Raw genomic sequence first — 11,662 nt, 5'->3', positions numbered from 1 at the left:
TTGTGCAAGCGTAGCTGGCACGGAATCTGCTCCATAAAAAATGTACATTTTAATAATAGATACGTTTTTTGGATGCCGCAGCCCATGAGCCCATTTTCCTCGCTGGATGCCATTGCACTTGCCGAAGCCTTCGCCTCAGGGCGCACCGATCCGGTCCAGGTGCTGGAACAAGCGCTGGGGCAAGCCGCTCGCGCCGAACACGTGTTCGTGTCGCTGACCGACGCCCGGGCCCGGCGTGAAGCGCAGGCCTCGGCGGCGCGCTGGCGTGCCGGGCAACCGTTGAGCGGCTTCGACGGTGTACCGTTGGCCTGGAAGGACTTGTTCGACGTGGCCGGCAGTGTCACCACCGCGGCAGCGGCGGTGCGCCGGAACGCACCGCCCGCGTTGCTGGACGCGGCCAGTGTCAGCCTGCTCAGCCGGGCCGGCATGGTCTGCCTGGGCAAGACCAACCTCAGCGAGTTCGCCTATTCAGGGCTCGGCCTCAACCCGCACTTTGGCACGCCGGTCAACCCGTTCAGCGATGCACAACCGCGGATCCCCGGCGGCTCCTCCAGCGGTTCGGCGGTGGCGGTCGCGACGGGCATCGTGCCGATCGCCATGGGTACCGATACCGCCGGTTCGATCCGCATCCCGGCGGCTTTCAACGCTTTGGTGGGGTTTCGCGCCAGTTCTCGTCGTTACAGTCGCGATGGGGTATTTCCTCTGGCCCACAGCATCGACAGCATCGGCCCGTTGACTCGCAGCGTGCGTGACGCCTGGATGATCGACGAACTGCTTCAGGGGCGCGACCCACGACAAGCGCCACCGGTGCGCAGCCTGGCCGGGCAGCGTTTCTGGGTCGAGCAAGCGGTGCTGGAGGATGCCCGTGTCGAGGCCGCGGTGCGGGCCAATGTGCTGGCCGGTGTCCAGGCGCTGCGCACCGCTGGGGCGTTGGTGGAGATTCGGCCATTGCCGGCTTTCCAGGCTAGCCTCGCGCTGATCCGCGACCACGGCTGGCTGGGGGCCGCCGAGGCGTTCGCCTTGCATGAGGCCTTGCTCGACAGCGCCGATGCCGAACGTCTCGACCCGCGGGTACGCCGGCGTCTCGAAGCGGCGCGGCCCATGACCGCCAGCCAAGTGCTCAAGCTTTACGACGCGCGATCGACCTTGCAACGCCAACTCGTCGAGGAACTCGACGGGGCGGTGCTGATCACGCCGACCGTGGCCCATGTCGCCCCGCCGCTGGCGCCTTTGGAGACCGACGACGAACTGTTTGTCCGTACCAATCTCGCCACCCTGAGCCTGACGATGCCCGGCAGTTTGCTCGACATGCCCGGTGTCAACCTGCCCAGCGGCCGTGACAGCCAGGGGCTGCCCACCGGCCTGCTGCTCAGCGTGCCCCAAGGCGAGGATGCGCGGCTCCTGCGAGTCGCGCGCTCGGTCGAAGCGACGCTGGCCAATTCCTATTGATGTTTGAACCACCACCACAACCGGAGGCCGATCATGGCTAAAGATATTCTTTGTGCATTTGGAGTCGATGTCGACGCCGTGGCGGGCTGGCTCGGCTCCTACGGCGGTGAAGACTCACCCGACGATATTTCCCGCGGCCTGTTTGCCGGTGAAGTCGGCTCGCCGCGGCTGCTCAAGTTGTTCGAACGCTACGGCCTGCGCACCACCTGGTTTATCCCCGGGCATTCCCTGGAGACCTTCCCCGAGCAGATGAAAGCCGTGGCGGATGCGGGCCACGAGATCGGCGTGCACGGCTATAGCCACGAAAACCCCATCGCGATGACCCCACAGCAGGAAGAGGCGGTGCTCGATAAATCCATCGAGTTGATTACCCAGGTGACCGGCAAGCGGCCTACCGGCTATGTCGCGCCCTGGTGGGAGTTCAGCAAAGTGACCAACGAGCTGCTGCTCAAGAAAGGCATCAAGTACGACCACAGCCTGATGCACAACGACTTCCACCCCTACTACGTTCGCGTCGGCGACAGCTGGACCAAGATCGACTACAGCCAGCACCCGGACACCTGGATGAAACCGCTGGTGCGTGGCCAGGAAACCGATCTGGTGGAGATCCCTGCGAATTGGTACCTCGACGATCTGCCACCGATGATGTTCATCAAGAAGTCGCCCAACAGCCACGGTTTCGTCAACCCGCGGCACCTCGAAGAGATGTGGCGCGACCAGTTCGACTGGGTCTATCGCGAACACGAGCATGCCGTGTTCACCATGACGATCCACCCCGACGTCTCCGGGCGCCCGCAGGTGCTGCTGATGCTGGAGCGCCTGATCGAACACATCCAGGGCCATGCCGGCGTGCGCTTCGTCACGTTCGATGAAATTGCCGACGATTTCATTCGTCGCAACCCCCGCAGCCGCTGATCCGGCATTTATTCGAGGCGTGTTCTCATGTCCATCTACAACAAACTCGACCTGACTGGCTGGAAGCCCGAGCAATTGACCTCGGCCCAGGTGCGCTTCGCCACCTGGATCGCTTTTTTTGCCTGGGTATTTGCGGTCTACGACTTCATTCTGTTCGGCACGTTGTTGCCGGAAATCGGCCGGCACTTCAATTGGAGTGAAGTCGAGCAGGCCGAAATCGCCACCTGGGTGGCGGTCGGCACGGTGGTGGTGGCGTTGGCCATCGGCCCGCTGGTGGACCGCTTGGGCCGGCGCATGGGGATCATCTTCACCGTCAGCGGCGCGGCGATCTGTTCGGCACTGACGGCCATCGGCGGTGCCTGGGGCAAATCGCCGTTGATCCTGATCCGTTCTCTGGGCGGGTTGGGTTACGCCGAGGAGACCGTCAATGCCACCTACCTGAGCGAGCTTTACGCCGCCTCCGATGACCCGAGGCTGGCCAAGCGACGTGGCTTCATCTACAGCCTGGTACAGGGTGGCTGGCCGGTGGGCGCGCTGACCGCCGCCGGATTGACCGCCGTGTTGCTGCCGACCATCGGCTGGCAGGGCTGTTTTATCTTTGCGGCGATCCCGGCCATCGTCATTGCGATCATGGCGCGCAAGCTCAAGGAAAGCCCGCAGTTCCAGATTCACCAGCGTATCGGCCAGTTGCGCAAAAGCGGCGCGGTCGCCGACGCCCAGGCAGTGGCGTCCACCTACGGCGTCGACTATGAGGAACACAGCAAGGCCGGCCTCGCGTCGGCCTTTCGCGGCACGTCGCGGCGCGCGACACTGGTGATCGGTGCGGCGATCCTGCTCAATTGGGCGGCGATCCAGGTGTTCAGCGTGCTCGGCACCACGGTGATCGTCAGCGTGCACCATATCTCCTTCGAAAACTCGTTGATCATCCTGGTGCTCTCCAACCTGGTGGGCTACTGCGGTTACCTGAGCCATGGCTGGATGGGCGACAAGATCGGCCGGCGCAATGTCATCGCGTTGGGCTGGATGCTGGGCGGGCTGTCGTTTGCCGGCATGCTCTACGGGCCGAGCAACCTGCCGATGGTGGTCGGTCTTTACAGCCTGGGTCTGTTCTTCCTGATCGGTCCCTACTCGGCGGCGCTGTTCTTCATCGGCGAGAGTTTCCCCACCAGCATCCGCGCCACGGGCGGCGCGATTATCCATGCCATGGGGCCGATCGGCGCGGTGGTGGCCGGGTTCGGTGCCACCCAGGTGCTGGCGGCAGGCGGCAACTGGCAGACCTCGGCGCTGTACTTCGGCGCGCTGCCTTGTTTCCTCTCTGGCGCGCTGATGTTCGCGGCGCGCCACGTCCGTCCGGAAACCGTGAAATAAGGAGGCTCCTCATGACCCGTAGAGTTGCATTGATTACCGGTGCCGCCAGCGGCATCGGCCAGGCGTTGGCCGTGGCGTATGCCCGTCACGGTGTGGCGGTGGCCGCGGGCTACTTGCCGGCGGACCCCCACGACCCGCAAGACACCCGCCAGCAGATCGAGGCGTTGGGTGGCGAATGCCTGATGCTGCCACTGGACGTCACCGACAGTCGTTCGGTGGATCACCTGGCCGAGCAGGCATTCAGCACCTTCGGGCGCCTTGATTACGCGGTGGCCAACGCCGGCCTGCTACGCCGTGCGCCGCTGTTGGAAATGAGCGACGAGGCCTGGAACGCCATGCTCGATGTCGATCTGACCGGGGTGATGCGCACCTTCCGCGCCAGCGTTCGCTATATGACCGAGGGCGGTGCGTTGGTGGCGATTTCTTCGATCGCCGGCGGCGTGTATGGCTGGCAGGACCATTCTCATTACGCCGCGGCCAAGGCCGGTGTGCCAGGCCTATGCCGTTCGCTGGCGGTGGAGTTGGCTGGGCAGGGCATTCGCTGCAATGCGGTGATCCCGGGCCTGATCGAGACGCCGCAGTCCTTGGACAGCAAAAACTCCCTCGGCCCCGAAGGCCTGGCCAAGGCGTCCCGGGCGATTCCGCTGGGGCGCGTCGGCCGCGCCGATGAGGTGGCGTCGCTGGTGCGGTTCTTGACCGGCGATGAGTCCAGCTACCTGACGGGCCAGAGCATCATCATCGACGGCGGCCTGACCGTGCGTTGGCCGGATTGAAGCCGGGCGTCACGGGTTTTGTTTTCAGTGATGGCCATCCCTGTTTGCCCTGGATCTGGAGGATAGTCCCATGCAACAACTGTTCAACCGCCGCGCCGTGATCACCGGCGCCGGCAGCGGCATCGGTGCCGCCATCGCGCGGGCTTATGCCGCGCAAGGCGCGCGCCTGGTGCTGACCGATCGCGATGGGCAACGCTTGTCCGTCATTGCACAGGACTGTCGCGCGTTGGCGGTCGAAGCGTACGAGTGCGTGGCCGACGTCGGCACGGTCGAAGGGGCCCAGGCTGGGGTCGATGCGTGCGTCGAGCAGTTCGGCGGTATCGATATCCTGGTCAACAATGCTGGCATGCTGACCCAGGCACGTTGCACCGAGCTGAGCATCGACATGTGGAGCGACATGCTCCGGGTCGACTTGACCAGCGTGTTCATCGCCAGCCAGCGAGCCTTGCCCCATATGCTGGCGCAGCGCTGGGGGCGGATCATCAATGTCGCCTCGCAATTGGGCATCAAGGGCGGGGCCGAGCTCAGCCACTACGCGGCGGCCAAGGCCGGGGTGATCGGCTTTACCAAGTCACTGGCCCTGGAGGTGGCCGCCGACAACGTGCTGGTCAATGCCATCGCCCCCGGACCAATCGAAACACCGCTGGTGGCCGGCATCAGTGAAAGTTGGAAACAGGCCAAGTCCGCCGAACTGCCTTTGCGACGCTTCGGCCTGGCCACGGAAGTGGCGCCCACCGCCGTGCTGCTGGCCAGTGACCCGGGAGGCAACCTGTTCGTGGGGCAAACCCTGGGCCCGAACGCCGGCGACGTCATGCCATGAAGGAGTGCTGAAGCATGTGTGGCTTGTGCGGTCTATTGGGCGAAGACGTGCATTGGAGCGATCCGCTGGGTGACGGGCTGCCCCGTCGTCGCGAACGGTTGCGGCGGATTTCAGCGATTAACCGGGTGTTGGCGCCGTTACGGCTCAAGGTCGAAGATTTCCAGGGCACGGCGTATTTGCTGCTGGGCGCCACCGGGCGGCAGGAACTGGCCAGTGGGCTCGATCAGCTATGGAGCCTGGCCGAGTCGATGACGGGCCGCGCGGCGGATCCTCTCGATCCGGCCCTGCTCCAGTCTTTGGAGTCGGCCTCATGAGCATCGCCCTGAACGTCGTGACCGGGTTTCTCGGCAGCGGCAAGACCACCTTGCTCAACCGGCTGCTGCAAGACGAAAGCCTCGGCGACACAGCGCTGCTGATCAATGAGTTCGGCGATATCGGCATCGATCACTTGTTGGTCCAGGAGGTGGCGCCGGACACGGTGCTGTTGCCCAGTGGATGCGTCTGCTGCTCCATTCGCGGCGAGTTGAAAGACGCGTTGCTCGATCTGCTGGCGCGGCGTGACCGGGGCGAGATCCCGGCTTTTCGACGGGTGATCCTGGAGACGACCGGGCTGGCCGATCCGGCGCCGATCCTGGCGACACTCAACAACGACGTGCAATTGCGCGGACGCTTCCATGTCGGCTTGGTGGTGACGCTGGTCGACGCCTGTCACGCCGAGTTGCAGGCGCGCATCCATCCGGAGTGGCTGGCCCAGGTAGCCGCCGCGGACCGCCTGCTGCTGAGCAAGACCGATCAGGTCGCTGCGCCGGCTGTCAGCGCGTTGCGTCAGCGGCTGCAAGCGTTGAACCCGGGGGTGCCGTTGCTCGACACCTACGACGTGCTCAGTGGCGATCAATTATTGTTGGGCGAGGGCCTGCGTGGCGCCACGCCTGAAGTCGAGGTGGCCCGTTGGCAATTGCATCGTCCGCACGGCCAGGCCACGCCCCACGGCGAGGCCCAGGTGTGCTGCCTGACCTTCGATCAGCCGCTGGACTGGATCGGCTTCGGGGTCTGGTTGTCGATGCTGCTAAGATGCCACGGCGAACGCATTCTTCGCGTCAAGGGATTGCTCAACGTGAACAGCCTCCAGGCCCCAGTCGTCATCCATGGCGTGCAGCATTGCCTGCACGCGCCGGTGCACTTGCCCCACTGGCCCTGTGCCGAGCGCCAATCGCGCTTGGTATTTATCGTCAGGGGCCTGGACCCGGAGCGGTTGCGGCATTCGTTCGATGTCTTCACCCGTTGCTTCACCCCGGCGGTTGAGGTGAGCGCCTGATGCCCAGCGGCTCACCCATCACCTTGCGGGTGCTTGGCACCTCCGTCACCCTGCTCGAATCCCTGCGGGTTCGCGCCGAACAGGACCTGGGCATTCGCCTGGTCTATCAGGTCCACAGTGTCGAGCAGGCCCAGCGCATCGCGGTGATGCAACCGGACAGCTACGACCTGTACGACCAGTGGTTTCACAACGTTGATTTCGTCTGGCCGGCGAGAGCGATCCAGCCCATCGACACCCGGCGCATCGCGCTGTGGCACGAGATCAACGACCTGCCCAAGCGCGGCCGGTTGTCCGCCGCGGATCGCCCGGTCAGCGGCAGCGTGCCCAATGAGCGCTTGTACGTGCAACACGACGGCAGCCTGGGCAGCACCGTCAGCGACTACATCAGCATGTTGCCGTTGACCCACAACGCCGACAGCTTTGCCTATCGCCCGGAACGCTTGCCGACGGGGTTTTCCCGTGACAACGAGAGTTGGGGCTGGCTGCTCGATCCGGCCTGGAGCGGGCGTACCGCGCTGCAAAGCGACGCGGCGATTGGCGCCATCGACGCGGCGCTGGCGATACAGGGCATGGGTTTGGCGTCGTTCAAGGACATCGGCAATCTCAGCATCGAAGAGATCGACAGCCTGGCCGACGTGTTGGTGCGCAAGCAGCGCGAAGGTCATTTCGCGGCGTTCTGGTCGGATGACGAACAGGCGGCGCAACTGATGCTCAGCCCGACCATCGACATCGAGAGCCTTTGGTCCCCGACCCTCATGCGCCTGCATCGGGCCGGGATCAAATACCGCCTTGCCGTGCCCCGTGAAGGTTATCGCGCCTGGTTCGGTGGGTTGTCGGTGTCACGCCATGCCCGGGGAGCGGTGCTGGACGCCGCCTATGCGTTCCTTAATTGGTGGCTCTCGGGATGGCCTGGCGCGGTCATGGCGCGCCAGGGGTATTACATCAGCAACCCGCCCCGCAGCCGCGATCATTTGAGCGATGCCGAATGGGACTATTGGTACGCCGGCAAACCGGCCCGTGAAGTGTTGCCAGGCAGCGATGGCGAACCGCTGATCGACATCGGCGAAATGCGCGACGGCGGTTCGTATGAGCAACGCATGGGCCATATCGCCGTGTGGAACTCGGTGATGGACGAGCACAACTACCTGGTGCGGCGCTGGGGGGATTTTCTGCGTGCGGCCAACAAAGGCCGCTGAGCATCAAATCCCCTGGCTACGCAACCAGCTCATCAATTGCGGCAACGGCAATGCTCCGCTCTGACGCGCCACTTCCCGGCCTTCCTTGAACAGAATCAGGCTGGGAATCGAGCGGATTCCCAACTGCGCCGACAGTTGCTGGTTGGCCTCGCTGTCGAGCTTGGCCAAGCGGCATTTGCCCGTCAGTTGCGCGGCGGCCTGTTCGAACACCGGGGCGAAGGATTTGCACGGCCCACACCAATCGGCCCAGACGTCCACCAACAACGGCAGGTCGCCCTTGATCTGGCTGGCGTAGTCGCCTTGCTTGAGTTCGAACGGTTTGCTCAATAACACCTGGGCCTTGCAGCGCCCGCACTTGGGCTGGTCGCCCAAGCGTTCGGCGGGTATGCGGTTGAGCCCGTTGCAATGGGGGCAGGGGATCAGCATCAGGTCGGTCTCCCGGAAAATCGTTGGCACAGATTGAGCACTATACATAAACCACCACAAAACCCTGTGGGAGCGAGCTTGCTCGCGATGGCGGAGGATCAGTCAAAAATGCATCGACTGTCAGACCGCTATCGCGAGCAAGCTCGCTCCCACAGGAGGTGGTGTTGCTGCTTATTTAGCGTTGGTCAGCGTGTTGTAGCTGGTCATCAGGTTGCGGTAGTCCGGGATGTGGTTGGAGAACAAGGTCGCCAGACCTTCCACGTCGTTGCGCCAGTCGCGGTGCAGTTCACAGGCCAGGCCGAACCAGGTCATCAGTTGCGCACCGGAGGACGACATGCGGTCCCAGGCCGATTGACGGGTCAGTTCGTTGAACGTGCCGGAGGCATCGGTGACCACGAACACGTCGAAGCCTTCGGCCAGGGCCGACAGTGCCGGGAAGGCCACGCAGACTTCGGTGACCACGCCGGCGATGATCAGTTGCTTCTTGCCGGTGGCCTTGATCGCCTTGACGAAGTCTTCGTTGTCCCAGGCGTTGATCTGGCCAGGGCGAGCGATGTACGGCGCGTCCGGGAACAGCGTCTTGAGTTCCGGCATCAACGGGCCGTTGGGGCCGGTTTCGAAGCTGGTGGTGAGGATGGTCGGCAGTTGGAAGTACTTCGCCAGGTCCGCCAGGGCCAGCACGTTGTTCTTGAAGCGGTCCGGGTCGATGTCGCGGACCAGGGACAGCAGGCCGGCCTGGTGGTCAACCAGCAGAACGGCGGCGTTATCTTTGTCGAGACGGTTGTAGGAAGTGGTCATGGCGTAGTCCTCATTAAGTTTGGCTGCCGAAGGTCGGCGTGGTTAAGGTTTTCAATGTCGGTGTAGCGATTGTTCGGTGACTCATCCGGTCGAAGCGCCCGGCTTCAATCCGTGTTGCGTTTCGATGGGTGTAGATTAAAACTGGCACCTTTGATGCGATAGACTGCGAAAATTAGCCTTAGCGTTCTATTTGGAGAACGATCATCGAAGACCTCAACACGCTTTACTATTTCACCCAGGTGGTCGAGCACCGTGGGTTCGCCGCTGCGGGCCGGGCGCTGGACATGCCCAAGTCGAAGCTCAGCCGGCGTATCGCCCAGTTGGAAGATCGGCTCGGGGTACGCTTGCTCCATCGCACCAGTCGTCATTGCACGCTGACGGAGATCGGCCAGGCCTACTACCAGCGCTGCCTGGCGATGCGGGTCGAGGCCGAGAGCGCGGCGGAAGTGATCGAGCGCAACCGCTCCGAGCCCCAGGGACTGGTGCGTATCAGTTGCCCGACGGCACTGCTCAATAGTTGGGTCGGGCCGATGCTGACCCGCTACATGCTCAAGTACCCGCGAGTGGAGTTGTTCATCGAGAGCACCAACCGCCGGGTCGACCTGATCCACGAAGGGTTCGACATCGCCTTGCGGGTGCGCTTTCCGCCCCTGGAAAACACCGACATGGTCATGAAAGTGCTGAGCAACAGCACCCAATGCCTGGTGGGCAGCCCGGCTTACCTTGAGCGCTTGTCTTCGCCCGCTTCGCCGGCAGACCTCAACGGCCTGCCGAGCGTGCATTGGGGTGGAGCGCAGCGGGAGTATCAGTGGGAATTGTTCGGCCCGGACGGCAGCCGCGCATTGATCCGCCATGAACCGCGCATGGTCACCGACGACCTGCTGGCCCTGCGTCACGCCGTGCTGGCCGGCATCGGCGTCGCCCATTTGCCCACCGTGGTGGTGCGTGAAGACATCGCGGCTGGCCGGCTGGTGGAACTGGTGCCGGGCTGGACGCCCAAGTGCGGGATCGTCCACGCAATCTTCGCCTCACGACGCGGGTTGCTGCCGTCGGTGCGTACGCTGATCGATTTTCTGGCCGAGGAATTCAGTCACAGCGACATGGCGTAGGCCAGGCCCATTGGTTTATGCGAGTCAGTTAAGCCTCAAGCCCGTGGGAGCAAAGCTTGCTCGCGATTGGGGTGAGCAGTCGACTACGCCATTGACGGGGCTGCCGCCATCGCGAGCAAGCTTCGCTCCCACAGGTTTTGTGTCGTTTGATCCTTAACTGACCGGCATTAGCCACCCAGGCTGCCATTCATCAGGTGCGTTGCACTCAACGCCCGCCAGGCCCTCAAAAAAACCACAACGTACCTGTTCGCAACCCGGAGGTCCCATGAGCAATCCTCAAGACCCAGACACCCCACAGGCGGTGGACAACCCCAATGACGACGGCTTTGTCCTCGGCACCGCCGGCCGCGACGAAGACCCCAACGCTGCCCCGGCCTACGCCATCGATCGCCGCCACGACCGGGACGAGCTGACCCCCGAAGACGCCCGCGGCATGCCCGGTTATCCCGAGGAAAAACCACCGGCAAAACCGACTGACAAGGACAATGCCGAAGCGGAGCCGGGCATCGAGACGCCTGAGCAGGGGAACGATAAGGTGGGGTGAGCAGGACTCATATCTGCTCACATTTCTTACCGAGACCTAAATCTTTTGGCGACTAGTCTGGAAACCAGCAAGAGCTAACCATTTGTCTAACTGGCGCTATCGCAATTTGCGATACGCCAGATTTGTGTTTAACTTCCCCATAGCAAAATGCGATAAGGACGTTGCATGCATGTGATCACTGAGAAACGCATTTGGGAGGCCAAGGAGAAATGGCCACATTCAGCGAATGCGTTGGATCAATGGTATCGGCTGATCAAGCGCAATAGCCCGGCTGATTTCGCGGCGATGAAATCCATATTTCCGGCAACCGATAAGGTCGGTCCGCTGCATGTGTTTGACATCGGTGGAAACAAGTTGCGGCTGATTGCGGTGATTCGATACCGAGCACAGCGTCTGTATATCAAATGCGTGCTTGACCATCGGGAATACGACAGAGGCAAGTGGAAGGAGGAAAAGGGATGAGTGCACTGGTCGAACAAGTCGCCGCCCATTGGGAGTTTGTGTCGCCCCTGCTGCGTAAGCCCAGGAGCGAAGAGGATTACGACCGATTGGCGAGTGCTCTTGATGAGCTGTTGGCGTTGGTGGGCGAAGACGAAACCCATCCTCTCATGAGCCTGGTGGATATTATCGGCGAATGGATCGAGGCATGGGACCAGCAGCACCGGCCAATGCCCAGGGCGAGCGGTGTCGAGGCGCTGCGTTACCTGATGCGTGAACATGGCATGAGCCAGAGCGACTTGCCGGGCGTTGGTACCCAGTCGGTGGTATCGGAGGTATTGAGTGGTAAGCGTCAGCTCAATTTGAGGCAGATCCGCTGGTTGGCCGAGCGCTTCGGTGTATCGGTGGAAACTTTCATTTGATGGATAGACACGCTCATCGTGGCGAGGGAGCTTGCTCCCGCTTGGTTTTGTAGGAGCTGCCGAAGGCTGCGATCTTTTGATCTTTCGCT

14 protein-coding genes are annotated in these 11,662 nt (G+C 62.8%); 12 read left to right on the top strand and 2 right to left on the bottom strand.

All coding sequences use genetic code 11. The features are described 5' to 3' along the window. The first annotated feature begins 84 nt into the window (after positions 1-84). The 8 genes from BM321_RS21660 (at position 85) to BM321_RS21625 (ending at position 7,836) form a co-directional block, all read left to right on the top strand. The gene (locus BM321_RS21660) at positions 85-1,449 is read left to right on the top strand and encodes an amidase (RefSeq protein ID WP_092444685.1); all 1,365 of its coding nucleotides are present in this window, start codon (positions 85-87) and stop codon (positions 1,447-1,449) included. 33 nt (positions 1,450-1,482) lie between these two features. Next, positions 1,483-2,364, top strand: a complete 882-nt coding sequence (locus BM321_RS21655) for a polysaccharide deacetylase family protein (protein ID WP_060739506.1) — start codon at positions 1,483-1,485, stop codon at positions 2,362-2,364. 27 nt (positions 2,365-2,391) lie between these two features. Next, positions 2,392-3,732, top strand: a complete 1,341-nt coding sequence (locus BM321_RS21650) for an MFS transporter (protein ID WP_092444683.1) — start codon at positions 2,392-2,394, stop codon at positions 3,730-3,732. 11 nt (positions 3,733-3,743) lie between these two features. Then, the gene (locus BM321_RS21645; RefSeq protein WP_092444681.1) at positions 3,744-4,505 is read left to right on the top strand and encodes an SDR family NAD(P)-dependent oxidoreductase; all 762 of its coding nucleotides are present in this window, start codon (positions 3,744-3,746) and stop codon (positions 4,503-4,505) included. A gap of 70 nt (positions 4,506-4,575) precedes the next feature. Continuing rightward, positions 4,576-5,325: an SDR family NAD(P)-dependent oxidoreductase gene (locus tag BM321_RS21640; RefSeq protein ID WP_092444678.1), complete on the top strand. Its 750-nt coding sequence runs from the start codon at positions 4,576-4,578 to the stop codon at positions 5,323-5,325. 14 nt (positions 5,326-5,339) lie between these two features. Continuing rightward, positions 5,340-5,639, top strand: a complete 300-nt coding sequence (locus BM321_RS21635; protein WP_092444676.1) for a hypothetical protein — start codon at positions 5,340-5,342, stop codon at positions 5,637-5,639. Then, on the top strand, positions 5,636-6,640 hold the full coding sequence (locus tag BM321_RS21630) for a CobW family GTP-binding protein (RefSeq protein WP_092444674.1): 1,005 nt from the start codon (positions 5,636-5,638) through the stop codon (positions 6,638-6,640). Before BM321_RS21635 ends, BM321_RS21630 begins: the two co-directional genes overlap by 4 nt. Next, positions 6,640-7,836: an ABC transporter substrate-binding protein gene (locus BM321_RS21625; RefSeq protein ID WP_092444672.1), complete on the top strand. Its 1,197-nt coding sequence runs from the start codon at positions 6,640-6,642 to the stop codon at positions 7,834-7,836. Before BM321_RS21630 ends, BM321_RS21625 begins: the two co-directional genes overlap by 1 nt. A gap of 3 nt (positions 7,837-7,839) precedes the next feature. Here the strand turns inward: BM321_RS21625 and trxC are convergent, their stop codons facing one another. Next, positions 7,840-8,262: a thioredoxin TrxC gene (trxC, locus tag BM321_RS21620; protein ID WP_092203447.1), complete on the bottom strand. Its 423-nt coding sequence runs from the start codon at positions 8,260-8,262 to the stop codon at positions 7,840-7,842. A 171-nt stretch (positions 8,263-8,433) separates the two neighbouring features. Beyond that, the gene (gene ycaC, locus BM321_RS21615; protein WP_025211469.1) at positions 8,434-9,060 is read right to left on the bottom strand and encodes an isochorismate family cysteine hydrolase YcaC; all 627 of its coding nucleotides are present in this window, start codon (positions 9,058-9,060) and stop codon (positions 8,434-8,436) included. Positions 9,061-9,263: 203 nt separating this feature from the next. Between ycaC and BM321_RS21610 the strand changes: the two genes are divergently transcribed. The 4 genes from BM321_RS21610 to BM321_RS21595 all read left to right on the top strand — a co-directional run bounded on the left by BM321_RS21610 (position 9,264) and on the right by BM321_RS21595 (position 11,573). Beyond that, positions 9,264-10,169 carry a LysR family transcriptional regulator gene (locus BM321_RS21610; protein ID WP_218130103.1) on the top strand — a complete coding sequence of 302 codons (906 nt, stop codon included), beginning with the start codon at positions 9,264-9,266 and terminating at the stop codon, positions 10,167-10,169. Between the two features lie 265 nt (positions 10,170-10,434). Next, complete coding sequence (locus BM321_RS21605) at positions 10,435-10,713, top strand: hypothetical protein (protein ID WP_092444670.1); 279 nt, start codon at positions 10,435-10,437, stop codon at positions 10,711-10,713. A gap of 165 nt (positions 10,714-10,878) precedes the next feature. Then, a complete protein-coding gene (locus BM321_RS21600) occupies positions 10,879-11,175 on the top strand; it encodes a type II toxin-antitoxin system HigB family toxin (RefSeq protein WP_053117759.1) in 297 nt (98 codons plus the stop codon). Beyond that, a complete protein-coding gene (locus BM321_RS21595; protein WP_092444668.1) occupies positions 11,172-11,573 on the top strand; it encodes a helix-turn-helix domain-containing protein in 402 nt (133 codons plus the stop codon). Before BM321_RS21600 ends, BM321_RS21595 begins: the two co-directional genes overlap by 4 nt. The last annotated feature ends 89 nt before the right edge of the window (positions 11,574-11,662 follow it).

The organism is Pseudomonas sp. NFIX10 (assembly GCF_900111955.1).
Taxonomy (GTDB): Bacteria; Pseudomonadota; Gammaproteobacteria; order Pseudomonadales; family Pseudomonadaceae; genus Aquipseudomonas; species Aquipseudomonas fluorescens_AA.
This window is presented reverse-complemented; position numbering and strand designations above follow the sequence as displayed.

Excerpts from the sequence above, each read along its gene's own strand:
- BM321_RS21645 (WP_092444681.1), top strand. The coding sequence starts at position 3,744 with ATGACCCGTAGAGTTGCATTGATTACCGGTGCCGCCAGCGGCATCGGC.
- BM321_RS21650 (WP_092444683.1), top strand. The coding sequence starts at position 2,392 with ATGTCCATCTACAACAAACTCGACCTGACTGGCTGGAAGCCCGAGCAA.
- BM321_RS21600 (WP_053117759.1), top strand. The coding sequence starts at position 10,879 with ATGCATGTGATCACTGAGAAACGCATTTGGGAGGCCAAGGAGAAATGG.
- BM321_RS21635 (WP_092444676.1), top strand. The coding sequence starts at position 5,340 with ATGTGTGGCTTGTGCGGTCTATTGGGCGAAGACGTGCATTGGAGCGAT.
- ycaC (WP_025211469.1), bottom strand. The coding sequence starts at position 9,060 with ATGACCACTTCCTACAACCGTCTCGACAAAGATAACGCCGCCGTTCTG.
- BM321_RS21605 (WP_092444670.1), top strand. The coding sequence starts at position 10,435 with ATGAGCAATCCTCAAGACCCAGACACCCCACAGGCGGTGGACAACCCC.
- BM321_RS21655 (WP_060739506.1), top strand. The coding sequence starts at position 1,483 with ATGGCTAAAGATATTCTTTGTGCATTTGGAGTCGATGTCGACGCCGTG.
- BM321_RS21660 (WP_092444685.1), top strand. The coding sequence starts at position 85 with ATGAGCCCATTTTCCTCGCTGGATGCCATTGCACTTGCCGAAGCCTTC.
- BM321_RS21640 (WP_092444678.1), top strand. The coding sequence starts at position 4,576 with ATGCAACAACTGTTCAACCGCCGCGCCGTGATCACCGGCGCCGGCAGC.
- BM321_RS21630 (WP_092444674.1), top strand. The coding sequence starts at position 5,636 with ATGAGCATCGCCCTGAACGTCGTGACCGGGTTTCTCGGCAGCGGCAAG.
- trxC (WP_092203447.1), bottom strand. The coding sequence starts at position 8,262 with ATGCTGATCCCCTGCCCCCATTGCAACGGGCTCAACCGCATACCCGCC.
- BM321_RS21625 (WP_092444672.1), top strand. The coding sequence starts at position 6,640 with ATGCCCAGCGGCTCACCCATCACCTTGCGGGTGCTTGGCACCTCCGTC.
- BM321_RS21595 (WP_092444668.1), top strand. The coding sequence starts at position 11,172 with ATGAGTGCACTGGTCGAACAAGTCGCCGCCCATTGGGAGTTTGTGTCG.